Below are 15,249 nucleotides of genomic sequence, written 5' to 3'. Positions count from 1 at the left end.
CGGCCGGTCTCACCGGGGGCGGACAGGAGGCCGTGAGAACATGGCCGGCGATGACCGATCGACCCGCTTCCCCGACCTCCGCATCCTCCGTGCCCGACTCCGGCCCCCGCCGCCCGGCCCCGGAGGAGGCGCCGGCCGCGACCGTGCCCTGGCACCGGGGTCTGCTGCCCGGTCTGGGGATCGGGCTGCCGGTGCTGGCGCTGTCGGTGATCGCGCTCGTGCTCTCGACCGTCCTGGGCGGCTTCGAGCATCTGCCGGCGGCGGTCGCGGCCGGTCTCGGCGCGCAGCTGTGGCTGCTCTCGCTCGGCGTGCCGGTCGATGTGCTGATCCCGCCGGCCGATGGCCTCGGCCCGGAGGGCGGCGTGGTCAGCCTGGTCCCGCTGGGCCTGACCGTCCTCACCGCGTGGCTGTCCTACCGCTGCGGAGTCCGCATGGCCCGCCGCGCCCCGTCCGGCGCGCGGCTCGGCGGAGCGGTGCTGGCCGCGGGCGCCTCCCACGCCGTCCTGGCCGCGGCGGTCGCGCTGCTCGGCCGCACCGAGGCCTCGGCGGCCTCGGCCCTGTCGGCGGTGCTGATCGGCGGCTGGATCGTCGCGGTCTTCGTGGCCGTCGGGGCGATGGCCGAGGAGGGCTCCGCCGCCGCGCTCGTCGGCGAGCGGGCGGTGGCAAGGGCCCGGCGCATGCGCCAGGACTACCGCTGGGCAGGCTCGTACCTGTGGGCGCTGCTGCGCGCCGGAGGGATCGGGGCCGTGTGCGCCGTGCTGGCCGGGGCGATCTGCCTCCTGGCGGCGCTGGTCACGGGCGCGGGGCAGATGCTCCAGGCGCACCGCAGCCTGGGCACCGACGCCGCGGGGGACGTCGCCGTGGCGCTGCTGCACTTCGCGCTGCTGCCGAACCTGATCGTGTGGGCGGCGGCATGGGCCTCCGGGGCCGGGTTCCAGATCGGCCACGGCACCTCGATCACCCCGTTGGGCACCGAGGCGGAGGTGCTCCCCGCTCTCCCGGTGCTCGCGATCCTGCCGGGCCACGATCCGTCGCCGGCGCTGCTGGCGGCGCCGCTGCTGCTGGTCCTCGGCGGCTTCGCGGCCGGGCACTGGTTCGCCCGCGAGGGCGAGGACCATCTGGGGGAGTGGATCGCGGTGCGCCTGCCCGGCCGCCGGGTCTCCGCTCCGCTGGTCGTGCTGGTCACCGCGGTGCTCATCGGCGTCGTCGCCGGGCTGCTGACGGCGGTCCTGGGGGCCGCGGCATCGGGTTCCCTCGGCATCGGCGTGCTCACCCACGTCGGCGTCCTCCCGTGGGCCCTCGGCCTGATGACGGCCGCGGAGGTGGCCGTGGGCGCGGCCCTGGCGCTGATCCTCAGCCCCTGGACGGACCGCCGCCGCGCGGTGCGCTCCGGCGGCTCCGCTCCCTCCGCGGAGGATCCGGCGGCGGCGCCCGGCGATGACCTGTGGCGCACCGACGACGAGCGCGCCGAGCAGGAGGCCGCCTCCCGGGCCGAGGCCGAGCGCGAGCGAGAGGCCCGCCGACGGCAGGAGATCCAGCGGCAGCGTCGGCTGCGCGCGCAGGCGCGGCAGGAGCGACTGCAGCGCAGGGAGACCGCGGACGAGCGCCGTCGGCGCCGCCGCAAGGCCGCCCGGGACCGCTGAGGGCCGCGGCGCGGGACGGCGCGGCTGAGAGGTGCCGACCGGAGCGCGGATCCGCCGCGCGGCGGATCCGTGCGGCGGGCCGACTCAGGACGAGGCGGAGGGCTCGTCGCCCGTCGACTCGGTGCCCGCCGTCGCGGAGGCCTCGTCGGCCGGGTCGGCGGTCGCCGCGGCCCCGGAGTCGTCGGCGCCTCCCGAGCCCGCTCCGGGGAGGATCGACTCGCGCAGGTCGTCCTCGAGCTCCTGCTGGCAGGACGCGGTGCCCGAGATCGTGACCGACGACGACATGCACGCGTCGTAGCTCTCGACCTGATCCCAGAAGAGCAGCCGCGCGCCGCCCCCGACCAGGCTCCACAGGCCGATGATCAGCGCGATGATCGAGGTCAGGATGACCGTGCCCTTGCGCGGGGCGCCGCGCAGCCGTGCCAGGGCGACCACGGCGAGCACCATGCCGATGAGCGCGGCGACCAGGCCCGCCAGGGTCATCCACAGCGGGCCAGAGGTCAGGAGCATGGCCGCGCCGACGGCCAGCAGCGCGATGAGCGCGGTCCCGGCGGCGCCGCTGAGCACGCGCGGGTCCTGCGGGTCGCGGCCCGGTCCGTCCTCGCCGTCCGACTCCGGTCGCCGGGTCGCGGGGCTCGGGGGAGGAGGTGCGGAGCTCATGGACCGAGTCTACGGGCCGGAGGCTCGCGGGCCGCACCGGGCCGGACCGGGCTGGCCGCCGCGGCGGGCGAGCGCCGATAGGATTCCGGCCATGCGCCTCGTCATCCTCGTCTCCGGCTCCGGAACCACCGCCCAGGCCCTGATCGACGCCGTCGCGGACGGCAGGATCGCCGCCGAGATCGCGGCCGTCGGCGCCGACAAGGACTGCACCGGTCTCGAGCGCGCCGCGGCCGCGGGCATCGAGACCTTCCGGGTGGCTCCGTCCTCGTACCAGGACCGGCCGTCCTGGAACCGGGCCCTGCAGGAGGCGGTCGCGGCCCGGGAGCCGGACCTGGTGATCCTGGCGGGCTTCATGCGGATCCTGGACGAGGAGTTCGTGGCGGCCTTCCGGGACCGGCTGATCAACACCCACCCCGCGCTGCTGCCGTCGTTCCCGGGAGCCCACGGCGTCCGCGACGCCCTGGCCCACGGCGTGAAGATCACCGGCGCCACGGTCCACAGAGTGGTCCCCGAGGTGGACGCGGGTCGGATCCTGGCCCAGACCGCAGTGGCCGTCCGCGACGACGACGACGAGGGCTCGCTGCACGAGCGGATCAAGGTCGCCGAGCGGGAGCTGCTCGTGGAGACCGTCGCCGAGCTGGTGCGCGGCTGATCACACCATCGGGCGGCGCCGGGCGGGCAGGGGCGGGTCCTAGACTGGGCCGGGCGCCCGCTCCGCCGCCGGCGGGCGGCGCCGAGCCCCACGACCCCGATCCACGACCTGGGAGAGATCCGCCCGTGAGCCAGAACCAGCAGGACCGCCTTCCCCTGAAGCGCGCCCTGATCTCCGTCTACGACAAGACCGGGCTGGAGGAGCTGGCCCGGGGCCTGCACTCCGCCGGCGTCTCGCTCGTGTCCACCGGGTCCACGGCCGAGCGCATCGCGGAGGCGGGCGTCCCCGTGACCGAGGTGGCCGATCTGACCGGATTCCCGGAGTGCCTCGAGGGCCGCGTGAAGACGCTGCACCCGCGCGTGCATGCCGGCATCCTGGCCGATCGCCGCAAGGACGACCACGTGCGGCAGCTCGAGGACCTCGGCATCGAGCCGTTCGACCTGGTGGTCGTGAACCTCTACCCGTTCGCCGAGACCGTGCGCTCCGGCGCGGGCCGCGACGAGGTGATCGAGCAGATCGACATCGGCGGGCCCTCGATGGTCCGCGCGGCGGCCAAGAACCACCCGTCGGTGGCCGTCGTCGTGGATCCGGCGCGCTACGACGAGGTCGTGCAGGCTGCCTCCGGCGGCGGCTTCGACCTCGCCGCGCGCCGCCGGCTGGCGGCCGCGGCCTTCTCGCACACCGCCGCCTACGACACCGCGGTGGCCGAGTGGACGCAGAAGACGCTGCTGTCCGAGGACCCCGAGGCCGACGTCGTCATGCCCCCCTATGCCGGTCTGGGCTTCGAGCGCGCCGAGTCGCTGCGCTACGGCGAGAACCCCCACCAGGCGGCGGCCCTGTACCTGGACCAGGCCGCATCCCCGGGCATCGCCCAGGCCGAGCAGCTGCACGGCAAGGCGATGTCCTACAACAACTACGTCGACGCGGACGCCGCGCTGCGCACGGTCAGCGACTTCGACGACACGGCCGTGGCCGTCGTCAAGCACAACAACCCGTGCGGCCTGGCCGTGGCCACGCCGGGGGCCGAGGACCCGGTGGCCGACGCCCACCGCAAGGCGCACGCCTGCGACCCGCTGTCGGCCTACGGCGGCGTGATCGCCGTGAACCGGCCGGTGAGCGAGGCCATGGCCCGCACCGTCAAGGACATCTTCACCGAGGTCGTCGTGGCGCCGGACTTCGAGCCCGCAGCCCTGGAGATCCTGACCGCGAAGAAGAACATCCGCCTGCTGCGCCTGCCCGAGGGCTACGCCCGAGATCCGCTCGAGTACCGGCAGGTCTCCGGCGGTGCGCTGCTGCAGGTCGCCGACCGCAGCCAGGCCGAGGGCGACGATCCCGCGCACTGGAGCCTGGTCGCCGGCCCGGCCGCCGACGAGCGCACCCTGGCGGATCTCGCCTTCGCGTGGAAGGCCCTGCGCCCGGTCAAGTCGAATGCGATCCTGCTCGCCGACGACGGCGCGACCGTCGGCATCGGCATGGGGCAGGTCAACCGCGTGGACTCGTGCCGCCTGGCCGTCGAGCGCGCGAACACCCTGGGCCAGGACGACCAGCGCCGGGCCCAGGGCTCCGTGGCGGCCTCCGACGCGTTCTTCCCGTTCGCCGACGGCCTCGAGGTCCTGCTCGAGGCAGGTGTGCGGGCCGTCGTCCAGCCCGGCGGCTCGATCCGCGACGAGGAGGTCATCGCCGCCGCGCAGAAGGCCGGCATCACGATGTACACGACCGGGGCACGGCACTTCTTCCACTGAGGGCGCCCGCGCCGATCGGCGCGGCGAGGCCCCGCACCGGCCGGTGCGGGGCCTCGCCGCGCTCCGGCCGGCCGGAGCGCGGATCAGCGATCGACCGTGGCGAGCCCCTCCATGAAGGCCTCCTGGATCTCCTGCTCGTTGGTCGCGCTGTGGTACGAGCCCCCGGTGACGCCGGCGATCGCCCCGAGGGCGACCTCGTCGGCGTCCTCCGAGATCCCCAGGGTCATGATCCGCACCGGGCGGGCCGGGTCCTGCTCCTCCTGGAGCGCGGCGACGAGGTCCTCGATCCGCATGGGGTCCTCGTCTCCGTAGACCTGCTGCCCGCCGTCGGAGAGCAGGATGACCGCATTGAGGTGGCCCTCCTGCCAGTCGGCCTGCTGCTGGTGGAAGGCCGCCAGGGTGGTCTCGTAGAGCTCGGTCTGCCCGCCCTCCTCGTACTGCGCGTCCGCGGCGGCCTCCTGGAGCAGCTCCCGCTGCGTCCGCCCGCCCTTCTCGGCGACCTCCTCCTCGACGCCGCGCACCGGCTCGAGCACCTCGTAGGGCTCGCCGTGGGGGCCCATGTCGTGGGAGAACAGCCACAGCCCCAGCTCATCGCGCGCCGGGAAGAGCTGGGAGCCGACCGAGACCGTGCTCATGGTGGACTCCCACCGGGTCCGGCCGTCGGAGTCGCGCTCGCCCATCGAGCCGGAGGCGTCCACGACCGCGAGGGCGTTGAGCGGCATGGACTGCCGCTCGTACGTCTCGGCGACCTCGTCGAAGGCGGCGCGGTCCGGGACCCGCAGGCGGTGCGCGACCTCGAGCGAGTACTCGTCGTCGACCGGGGTGCCGTCGGCCGTCCGCAGTCCGGCCTCGGCCAGCGCCCTGCGGCCCTCCTCCGAGCCGAACCACTCGGTGATCTCGTCCGCGGCGGTCTGCACGGAGTCGCTGCTGGACAGTGCGCCGGAGGTGACCATCAGGGGATAGTCCAGGAACGAGGCCCCGCTCTCCGGGGTGCCGGCCTGCAGATCCGACGGGAGGCCGTGGCGCAGCAGGCTGTGCTCGGCGACGATCGAGCGCCCCCCGTCCTGCTCGACCGCCTCGATCAGCTGAGGGGCGTCGAGCACCGGGGAGGTGACGCCCTGCGTGTGCGCACGGGAGGTCAGGGCCGCCTGCGCCTCCTCGCGGTCCGATGCGCCGGTCTGGGACTCGGCGGTCACCGACTGCATCGCGGCCTGCGCGCCGCCGTCGGCATCCGGATCGCCCATGCGCGTCCCCTCGTCCGCGACCAGCTCGGTCCACGTGGCGGGCAGGTCCTCGGAACCCTGCCGGGAGACGACGACCGCGGGGGAGGAGGCCAGCGACGGCGTGTGCGCCTCCACCGCGCCGTCGAAGCCCGACTCGTCCACGCGGCCCGAGGAGTCCGGGATCCACAGCGGCTCGGCGAGCTGATCGGCCGCCGCCCGCTGGGCGGTCTCGGAGCTCGGCTGCTCCACCACGTCCAGGCGCACGCAGGACTCGCTGCTCACCGGCTTCTGCTCGAGCACCTGGCCGATCTCGGGCGTGGTCGCGACCGAGATGCGGATGGTGGAGTCGCACGAGGCGGGGGCCTCCCCGCCGTCGCCGGCCGTCACGGTCCAGAGCCCGGCCCCGCCCACCACGAAGAGCCCGACGGCGCCCAGAACGGCCCATCGGCCGATGGACTGCTTCTTCTCTGCCTCGCGGGCGGCGCGGCGGGTGTCGACTGCGGACATGGGACTCCTCCAGGGGGCGGCGTCGGATCCCCGGCCCGGGGCACGACGGACGCGCCGCGGCAGGACCGGCCCGGGGTCCGCTGCGGCGCAGAGCATGCCCAGTGTGGCATGTGCCGGCGCGGGGGAGTCCGCGCCGGTCGTCCCCATTCCTGTGACCGGCATCGGGCCGACGGGGGCGCTGCGGCCGGTCGGCCGCGGTGCGTATTCCGGCTCAGAACACCGATGAATTGTAATGGATACTTCGGTCGGGGCGCGTCGAGCCCTGTCGGGAGCCGCGCGGGCCCTCTGCTTTGTGTTGTGCGCCTCGTGCGCCAGACTGTCCTGGTGATGGAAGAGCAGAGCAGGAGCCACGACGAGGGCTCGGCGCGGTCGGCCGAGACCCGGCAGACGCCCGCGGCCAAGCGGCGCGCGCCGACCATCTACGACGTCGCCAGCCGCGCGGGCGTGGCTCCCTCGACCGTCTCGCGGGCCTTCGCGCGGCCCGGCCGAGTGTCCTTCGAGACCGCGGAGCGCATCCGCGCGGCGGCCGACGAGCTCGGCTACCGGGCCCGCACGATCTCCCGCCGCTCGGACTCCCGCGAGGGCACCCGGATGATCGCGCTCGTGCTCGCCGACATCTCGAACCCCGTCTACATCGACCTGCTGCGCGGGGCGGAGGAGGCCGCCGCCGAGGCCGGCTACACGCTGCTGGTGGCCAATGCCCAGGAGTCCGTCACGCGCGAGCAGGAGGCCCTCGAACGGGTGCTGCCGCTCGTGGACGGGGTCCTCATGGTCTCCTCGCGGATGTCGGACTCGGCCGTGCGCATGACGGCCAAGCAGAAGCCGACGATCATGCTCAACCGCGCCGTCTCGGGCGTGGTCTCGGTCGTGTCGGACAACGCCATGGGCACGCGCCGGGCCGTCGAGCACCTGGTCTCGCAGGGCGTCCGGGACATCACCTACATCGCCGGGCCCGAGGCCTCCTGGGCCGACGGCATGCGCTGGCGGGCCGTCAGGGAGACCGGAGCGGCGCTGCATGCCCGCATCCACCGCCTCGGCCCCACCGCCCCCACCCTGGCCGGCGGGCGCACGGCCGCGCTGCAGTGGATCCCGCAGCGCACGCGCGGCGTCATCTGCTACAACGACCTGATGGCCCTGGGGTTCGTGCGCACCCTGCACGAGCAGGGTCTCTCCGTGCCGGGGGATGCGGCGGTCGTGGGGTACGACAACATCATGGGGCTGCCCCTCCTCTCGCCGACCATGTCGACGATCGCGGCCCCCGTGCAGGCCCTCGGCTCGACCGCGGCCAAGAACCTGATCGCCATGATCCGCGGGGCCCAGCCCACGTCGAGCCGCCCGCTCGTGCTCCCCACCAAGCTCGTGGTCCGGCAGTCGAGCACGGTCGCGGACCGGCGCCCGGCCCGACGGCGCTGAGGCGGCCGCCGCCGCGAACGGTCGTTCCCGATAGGATCGGGGCATGCCCAGGGTCAGCGACGAGTTCCGCGCCGCGCGGCGGCGCGCCGTCGTCGACGCCGCCTCCGAGTGCTTCCTGGCCGACGGCTACCGCGGGGCCTCGATGCACCGGATCATCGACGCCACCGGGCTGTCCGCCGGAGCGCTCTACCATCACTTCCCCGGCGGCAAGGCCGAGCTCGTCGCCGAATGCGCCCGCACCGGGCTCGACGCGGTCCTGGACGTCGTCTCCCCGGCGGACCCGTCGGAGGCCTCCGGCCCGTCGGGGTCCGCGGCGCCGCCGAGCCGGTTCCAGCCCGACGCGTGGCTCGTCGGGGCGCTCGAGGAGCTGGCGGCCCGCCCCCGGCTCGCGCGGACGCTGCTGATCACCTGGGGGGAGGCCGCGGTCGATCCTGCCGTCGCCGAGATCCTGGGCTCCCATCAGGAGACCCTGCGCGCCGCGGTCGAAACGGCGTTCGCCGACTGGGCCGTCGAGGAGCTCGGGCTGGGCGAGGACCAGGCCCGGGACTGGGTGGGGATGTTCTCGCAGGCGGTGCTCTCCGTGCTCCACGGCTGGGTCGTCCAGTCCGCGCTGCTGCCGGGCTTCGACCACGAGGCCTACCTGGACTACGCGCGCACGATCGTCGCCGCCGACGAGGCCTGAGCGAGGCCGCGAGGCCCGCGGCGTCCGGCGGCGGAAGCATGCGCCGGGCTCTCCCGCCGGCCGGGGCGCGTGCGTAGGGTGTGACCATGAGCACACAGCCCCCGTCTCTGCCGGATCCCGTCCTCCTCCCGTGGGAGGGCGCGCTGCCCGAGGTCGCCGAGGACGCCTTCGTCGCGCACAGCGCCGTGCTGATCGGCGACGTCGCGATCGGCGCCGGCAGCGGCGTCTTCTACGGCTCGGTGGTGCGCGGCGACCGCTCGCCGCTGCGCCTGGGCGCCGGCTCGAACCTCCAGGACAACTGCACCGTGCACTCGGATCCGGGCAACCCCTGCACGATCGGCGACGGCGTGTCCGTGGGCCACGGCGCCGTCCTGCACGGCTGCACCGTGGAGGACGACGTCCTGATCGGGATGAGCGCGACCGTGCTCAACGGCGCGGTGATCGGCAGCGGGTCGCTCGTGGCGGCAGGGGCCGTGGTGCTCGAGGGCACCGAGGTCCCGCCCGGGAGCCTCGTGGCCGGGGTCCCCGCGAAGGTGCGCCGGCCGCTCGAGGACGAGGAGCGCGACGCCGTGCGCCGCAATGCCGAGCACTACCTCGAGCTCTCCCGGCGCCATCGCCGGATCGCCGACGAGGCTGCCGGCGACTGAGACCGCGCCCGCGGGGTGCCCGGCCCGCCAGGAGACGGGCGGGCCGGGAGCGGCGGATCACACGGCTGCGCCGCGTGGGCGGCGGCCGATGGCCACAGCGATCTTCTGCCCGCCCTTGAGGATGTACTCGGCGTCCGCGACGTGGATCGTCACCGGATCGGCCCCGCGGGAGGCGCCCTCGAGCTCGAGGACCTCGTGGTCGATGCAGACCCTGATGATCTGGCCGCGGTAGAGCACCGTGAAGCTGACGTCCTCGAGCTGCGGGGGCAGGTGCGGGCTGAACTCGAGCCACTCGCCGCGCACGCGCAGCCCCGCGTAGGCGCGGGTGACGACCTCCACGGATCCGGCCATCGCGCCGAGGTGGATGCCCTCCCCGGTCGTGCCGCCCTGGGTGTCGTCGAGGTCGATCACGAGCGCGTCCTGGAAGGAGGCCCACGAGCGGTCCGGGTTCAGCCACGCCTGCACCGAGGCGTTGACGACCTTGGACAGCGACGAGCCGTTCGACGAGCGCTGGATGTAGTAGTCGACCGTGCGCTGGACGACGTCGTGGTCGATGTCGTAGCCCATGCGCCCGAGCTCCTCGATCAGGCCCTCCGGGCCCAGCAGGTGCACCAGCATGATGGTGTCGGCCTGCTTGGACAGCTTGTAGTTGTTCGTCATGTCGCCCTCGTTCTCCAGCAGGAGATCGAGGCGGCCGATGTTCCGGTACTTGCCGCGGTAGTAGTCCCAGTCCAGCTCGTCGAGCTCGTCGTAGCCGTCGTACTGGGAGATCGTGCCGTCCGAGTTGAAGGGCACCGCGAGCTTCTGCGACAGCTCGTGCCAGTGCTGGGCCTCCTCGCGGCTCACGCCGTAGCGGGCCGCGAGCTCCTCGCGCTGGTGCTCGACCATGTCGTGGAAGATGTGCGCCGAGTGGCGGAAGAGCCACGCCGCCAGGACGTTCGTGTAGGCGTTGTCCTTGAGCCCGCCGCCGTGCTGGCCGCGGGGGCCGTCGTGGTACTCGTCCGGGCCCATGACGCCGCTGATGTGATAGCGGCCGTCGGCCTCGTCGTACTCGGCCAGGGAGTCGAACAGCCGCGTGATGCCGATGATCAGCTCGGAGCCCTGGCCCGAGAGCCAGTCGAGGTCGCCGGTGGCCTCGTAGTACAGCCAGGCGTTGTAGGCGATGGCCAGGCCCACGTGGAACTGCCGCCACGAGTTGTCGGGCATCCAGCGCTGCGAGTGGTGGTTGAACAGCTCGGGAGGGGTCTCCTCCCGGCCGTCGGAGCCGGACTGCCACGGGAAGGCCGCCCCGCGCAGGCCGAACTGCTGGGCCCGGAACTGCGCCTGCGCGAGGCGGCGCCAGCGGTAGGACAGCAGCGAGCGGGTCACGTGCGGCTGATGCAGGGAGATGATCGGCAGGATGTAGAGCTCGTCCCAGAAGATGTGGCCGCGGTAGCCCTCGCCGTGCAGGCCCCGGGCCGGCACGCCGGCATCGCGCAGGGACATGTGCGGGGCCAGCGTCTGCGCCGTGTGGAACGCGTGCGTGCGCAGGGCCAGCTGCGTCAGCACGTCCTCGGGACGGGGGTCGTCCTCGAGGTCGATGTCGACGTCGTAGCGGTTCCACAGCTGCTGCCACTCGATCAGATGGGCCGCCAGGATCTGGCCGAAGTCCTGCGGGTTGCGGTCCAGCTGGGCCAGGGCTCCGTCGCGCGGGGAGCCGATCGCGGCGTCGCGGCTCGTGACCACGGCCGTCGTCTGATCGATCGTGACCGGCTCGCCCTTGCGCAGCGCGATCTGGTGGCGGCGGAACTCGGTGCCGCCGGGGCGGATCTCGCGGCGGGCGCGCACCGAGGCGGCGCCGTCCACGTGCGTGCGCTGGGCGGTCGCGATCTGGATCTGCGACTGATTGGTGGCCACCAGGCTGAGCAGCGTCTCCTGCTCGTCCGGGAGGGTGGTCGAGTCCATGAGGACCAGGTGGTGCGCGTTCAGCTCGCGGTACTCCTGGACGCCGTCGTTGACGACGCTGGGGTCGATGCCCGTGCGCACGTGGATGCGCCCCGTGAAGTTCTGCGACTCGAAGACCGTCTCCTGCGCCCCGATGTGCCGCTGGCGCAGCGAGACCACGCGGCGCTGGGTCACGCGCAGGACCGCGCGCTCGCCGGACTCGGCGACGTCGCCCTCGCGGTCGGTCAGCGTCATGGTGCGCGTCATCAGGCCCTGGCGCAGGTCCAGCTCGACGCGCTCGTCGGAGTAGTCGAACCCGCCCTCGGACAGCCAGGAGCCGCCCGAGATGCGCACGTCCAGGTGCGTCCAGTTGGGGACGTTGACCATCGACTCGTGCTCGACGTCGCGGCCGTTGATGTGGCTGACCACGCGGTTGAACACGCCGGCCAGGTAGTTGCCGGGGCTGTGCACGCTGTCGCGCGAGCGCTCGCTGTGCGAGCCGCGCACGCCCATGTAGCCGTTGGACAGGGTCATGAGGGTCTCGCGCCGCGCCTGCGCGGCCGGATCGAATCCCTCGAAGACGAGCTTCCAGGGGTCGTCGCGCCGCGCGCCCAGATCGAGCTCGCCGACGTCGTTGAGCACCACGTGGGCGCCGCCGCGGTAGAGGGCCTGGCGGTCGCCGTGGCGGGCGATGCCCACGACCAGGCCGAACCCGCCGGCCGAGCCGGCCTGCACGCCCGAGACCGCGTCCTCGACGACGACGGCCTCCGACGGGTCGACGCCCAGCTCGGCGGCGCAGCGCAGGAACGTGTCGGGGGCGGGCTTGCCCGGCAGACCCTCGGCCTTGGCCAGGGCGCCGTCCACGATGAAGTCGAAGAGCTCAGCGACCCCGGCCTGCTCGAGGACCATCGCGGAGTTGCGGGAGGCGGTGACCAGGCCGGCCGGCACCGAGCCGTCGCGCAGGCGGCGGATGAGCTCGACGGTCGCGTCGAAGACCCGGACGCCCTTCTCCTCGAGGGCCTCGGTGAAGTAGTCGTTCTTCAGCGCCGCCTGGCCCTGGACGCTCCATGCGCCCGGCTCGTCGTCGTCGGAGCCCTCCGGGAGGTGCGCGCCGCGGGAGGCCAGCAGGGTGCGGATCCCGTCCTCGCGGCGGCGTCCGTCCACGAAGTCGCGGTAGTCGCGGGCGATGTCGAAGGGGCTGCGATCGATCTCGCCGTCCGTCTCGAGGGCCATGAGGCGCTCATCCGCGAGCAGCGCGTCGAACAGCGACTTCCAGGCGCTCGCGTGGACGGCGGCGGTGTCGGTGACCACGCCGTCCATGTCGAAGACGACGGCCGCGAAGCGGGTCCGCAGGCTGTCGGCGGACGGCTCGACGGCAGCGGCGCCGCCGTGCTGGATGCGGTCCAGGGAAGCGGTGAAGGTCGATTCGGCAAGGGCGTTCACGGGCACTCCTGTGTTCCCGCGCTGCGGCCCCGGACCGGCCGGCGGGCAGCCGGCAGTGCGAGGTCGTGGCGCGGCTGTGCGTCGGACGTGGTGGGCGCCTCCGGCAGTCGATCCTGCGGCGCGCCCGGGACTCCTGCGGCGCGCGCTGCCGGAAGCGCGTTCTCTCGCAATCGTAGCGTCGAGCGGCCCTCGGCGCAGTCCCGCGCGGCGCACCGCAGGTGAACAGCGGGGCCGGCGGGTGCCGACGAGCGCCGCGGAGGCTCGGACGCGCGGACCACGGGCCGCGTGCCGCGTGAGCGGGCGCACTAGAGTGGAGCTGCGCGTGCCGATGCGAGTCGGCGCACGCTGGAATCCCGCCGGCGCGGCCGTCCCGTCCTCGAGGGCGACCGCCTCGATGCGACCACAGGCCGCCTCCTTCGCGGAGGGCCTCACAGGAGGAGACCTCATGAGTCCCAGCAGACCCACCATCACCGACACGCCGCTGTCGGAGGTCGACCCGGAGATCGCCGCGGCGATCACCGCCGAGCTCGGCCGCCAGCGCGACACCCTCGAGATGATCGCCTCGGAGAACTTCGCCCCCCGCGCGGTGCTGGAGGCCCAGGGGTCGGTCCTGACGAACAAGTACGCCGAGGGCTACCCCGGCCGGCGCTACTACGGCGGGTGCGAGCACGTGGACGTCGTGGAGAACCTCGCCCGCGACCGCGCAACGTCGCTGTTCGGCGCGTTCCACGCGAATGTCCAGCCGCACTCGGGCGCCCAGGCCAACGCCGCGGTGATGGCCGCGATGATGCAGCCGGGCGACACCCTGATGGGGCTCTCGCTGGCCCACGGCGGTCACCTGACCCACGGCATGAAGCTCAACGTCTCCGGCAAGCTCTACGACATCGCCGCGTACGAGGTCGATCCGGACAGCCTGGTCCTGGACATGGACAGGGTCCGCGAGCAGGCGATCGCCGCCCAGCCCAAGGTCATCGTGGCCGGCTGGTCCGCCTACTCCCGCCAGCTCGACTTCGAGGCCTTCCGCTCGATCGCCGATGAGGTCGGGGCCACGCTGTGGGTCGACATGGCCCACTTCGCCGGCCTGGTCGCCGCCGGGCTGCACCCCAACCCGGTGCCCCACGCCGACATCACCACCTCGACCGTGCACAAGACCCTCGCCGGCCCGCGCTCGGGCCTCATCCTCACGACCGAGGAGTGGAAGAAGAAGGTCGACTCCAACGTGTTCCCGGGCCAGCAGGGCGGCCCGCTCATGCACGCGATCGCCGGCAAGGCCGTGGCCTTCAAGATCGCGGCCTCCGACGAGTTCCGCGCCCGTCAGGAGCGCACCCTCGAGGGCGCGCGCATCCTGGCCGAGCGGCTCACGGCCTCCGATGTCGAGGAGGCCGGCGTCTCCGTGCTCACCGGAGGCACCGACGTCCACCTGGTGCTGGTGGACCTGCGCGACTCGGAGCTCGACGGCAAGCAGGCCGAGGACCTCCTGCACGAGGTGGGTATCACGGTCAACCGCAACGCGGTGCCCTTCGATCCGCGCCCGCCCATGGTCACCTCGGGCCTGCGCATCGGCACGCCGGCCCTGGCCACCCGCGGCTTCGGCGCCCAGGAGTTCGAGGAGGTCGCGGACATCATCGCCACCGCCCTCAAGCCGGGCGCCGATGTCGCCGCGCTGCGAGGCCGGGTGGACAAGCTGGCCGCCGACTTCCCGCTGTACGAGGGGCTCGAGAACTGGTGACGGCGCAGACTCTGGACGGGCGCGCGACGGCCCGGAAGGTCAAGGAGGAGCTGGCCCAGCGCGTCGCGGCGCTGGGCGAGCGGGGCGTCGTGCCGGGACTGGGGACGGTCCTGGTCGGGGACGACCCCGCCTCGCACTCGTACGTCGCGGGCAAGCACCGCGACTGCGCGGAGGTGGGCATCACCTCGATCCGGCGGGACCTCCCGGGGGACATCTCCCAGGAGGACCTCGAGGCGGAGCTCGAGGCGCTGAACCGGGATCCTGCCTGCACGGGCTACATCGTGCAGCTGCCGCTGCCGAAGCACCTCGACACCCACCGGATCCTCGAGCTCGTGGACCCGGACAAGGACGCCGACGGCCTGCACCCGACCAACCTGGGGCGGCTGGTGCTCAACGTGAGCGAGCCCATGGCCTCGCCGCTGCCCTGCACGCCGGCGGGCATCGTGGAGCTGCTGGACCGCCACGACGTCGACCTGCGCGGCAAGGAGGTCCTGGTCGTCGGTCGAGGCGTCACCGTCGGGCGCCCCATCGGGCTGCTGCTCACGCGCCGCGAGATCAACGCGACGGTCACGCTGGCCCACACCGGCACCCGGGACCTCGCGCCGCTGCTGGCCCGCGCCGACGTGGTGATCGCGGCCGCGGGCCAGCCGCACATGATCCGAGCGGCGCAGATCAAGGACGGCGCCGTGCTGCTCGACGTCGGGGTCTCCCGGGTCGAGGACGAGCAGACCGGGAAGAAGGTCCTGACCGGGGACATCGACCCGGCCGCCGCCGAGCGCGCGTCCTGGCTCTCGCCGAACCCCGGCGGAGTGGGGCCCATGACGCGGGCCATGCTGCTGGCCAACGTGGTCGGGGCCGCCGAGCGCATGGACCGGCAGGGCTGAGCCCGGGGCTCAGCCGACGCGCCGAGTGCGCGGGGCCGAGCCGACCGGGCCGGGCCGAGAGGGCTCCGGCCCGGCCCCGGCCCGGTTCGCCCGCCGCGAGA

General features: G+C 73.8%; 11 protein-coding genes. 8 read left to right on the top strand and 3 right to left on the bottom strand.

Features of this window, described 5'->3' with window-relative positions; all coding sequences use genetic code 11:
* The first annotated feature begins 50 nt into the window (after positions 1-50).
* Complete coding sequence (locus FSY66_RS08275) at positions 51-1,643, top strand: cell division protein PerM (RefSeq protein WP_144793503.1); 1,593 nt, start codon at positions 51-53, stop codon at positions 1,641-1,643.
* Positions 1,644-1,727: 84 nt separating this feature from the next.
* Here FSY66_RS08275 and FSY66_RS08270 read toward each other — a convergent pair whose 3' ends face one another.
* On the bottom strand, positions 1,728-2,303 hold the full coding sequence (locus FSY66_RS08270) for an ABC transporter permease (RefSeq protein ID WP_144793501.1): 576 nt from the start codon (positions 2,301-2,303) through the stop codon (positions 1,728-1,730).
* A 91-nt stretch (positions 2,304-2,394) separates the two neighbouring features.
* Here FSY66_RS08270 and purN point away from each other — a divergent pair, with 91 nt between their 5' ends.
* Both purN and purH read left to right on the top strand, forming a co-directional pair.
* Entirely contained in the window at positions 2,395-2,955 is a 561-nt protein-coding gene (gene purN / locus FSY66_RS08265; RefSeq protein WP_144793498.1) for a phosphoribosylglycinamide formyltransferase, read from the top strand.
* 125 nt (positions 2,956-3,080) lie between these two features.
* Entirely contained in the window at positions 3,081-4,697 is a 1,617-nt protein-coding gene (gene purH / locus FSY66_RS08260; protein ID WP_144793495.1) for a bifunctional phosphoribosylaminoimidazolecarboxamide formyltransferase/IMP cyclohydrolase, read from the top strand.
* Between the two features lie 83 nt (positions 4,698-4,780).
* Here the strand turns inward: purH and FSY66_RS08255 are convergent, their stop codons facing one another.
* On the bottom strand, positions 4,781-6,427 hold the full coding sequence (locus FSY66_RS08255; RefSeq protein WP_186304509.1) for a substrate-binding and VWA domain-containing protein: 1,647 nt from the start codon (positions 6,425-6,427) through the stop codon (positions 4,781-4,783).
* A 327-nt stretch (positions 6,428-6,754) separates the two neighbouring features.
* Here FSY66_RS08255 and FSY66_RS08250 point away from each other — a divergent pair, with 327 nt between their 5' ends.
* The 3 genes from FSY66_RS08250 (at position 6,755) to FSY66_RS08240 (ending at position 9,169) form a co-directional block, all read left to right on the top strand.
* Positions 6,755-7,840 (top strand): LacI family DNA-binding transcriptional regulator, encoded by a 1,086-nt coding sequence (locus FSY66_RS08250; protein ID WP_144793486.1) that lies wholly within the window; start codon positions 6,755-6,757, stop codon positions 7,838-7,840.
* A gap of 43 nt (positions 7,841-7,883) precedes the next feature.
* On the top strand, positions 7,884-8,522 hold the full coding sequence (locus tag FSY66_RS08245; RefSeq protein ID WP_144793483.1) for a TetR/AcrR family transcriptional regulator: 639 nt from the start codon (positions 7,884-7,886) through the stop codon (positions 8,520-8,522).
* Between the two features lie 86 nt (positions 8,523-8,608).
* Entirely contained in the window at positions 8,609-9,169 is a 561-nt protein-coding gene (locus FSY66_RS08240; RefSeq protein WP_144793479.1) for a gamma carbonic anhydrase family protein, read from the top strand.
* Positions 9,170-9,226: 57 nt separating this feature from the next.
* Here FSY66_RS08240 and FSY66_RS08235 read toward each other — a convergent pair whose 3' ends face one another.
* Positions 9,227-12,535, bottom strand: a complete 3,309-nt coding sequence (locus FSY66_RS08235) for a beta-phosphoglucomutase family hydrolase (protein ID WP_144793474.1) — start codon at positions 12,533-12,535, stop codon at positions 9,227-9,229.
* 445 nt (positions 12,536-12,980) lie between these two features.
* Between FSY66_RS08235 and glyA the strand changes: the two genes are divergently transcribed.
* Together glyA and FSY66_RS08225 are read left to right on the top strand one after the other, a co-directional pair.
* Positions 12,981-14,264: a serine hydroxymethyltransferase gene (gene glyA, locus FSY66_RS08230; RefSeq protein ID WP_144793471.1), complete on the top strand. Its 1,284-nt coding sequence runs from the start codon at positions 12,981-12,983 to the stop codon at positions 14,262-14,264.
* Positions 14,261-15,148, top strand: coding sequence for a bifunctional methylenetetrahydrofolate dehydrogenase/methenyltetrahydrofolate cyclohydrolase (locus tag FSY66_RS08225; protein WP_144793468.1), 888 nt, complete (start codon positions 14,261-14,263; stop codon positions 15,146-15,148). Before glyA ends, FSY66_RS08225 begins: the two co-directional genes overlap by 4 nt.
* The last annotated feature ends 101 nt before the right edge of the window (positions 15,149-15,249 follow it).

Origin of the sequence: Kocuria palustris (genome assembly GCF_007666205.1) — a bacterium.
Lineage (GTDB): Bacteria > Actinomycetota > Actinomycetes > Actinomycetales > Micrococcaceae > Kocuria > Kocuria palustris_A.
The sequence above is the reverse complement of the archived record's forward strand: the minus strand, read 5'-3'. Positions and strand labels throughout refer to the sequence as shown.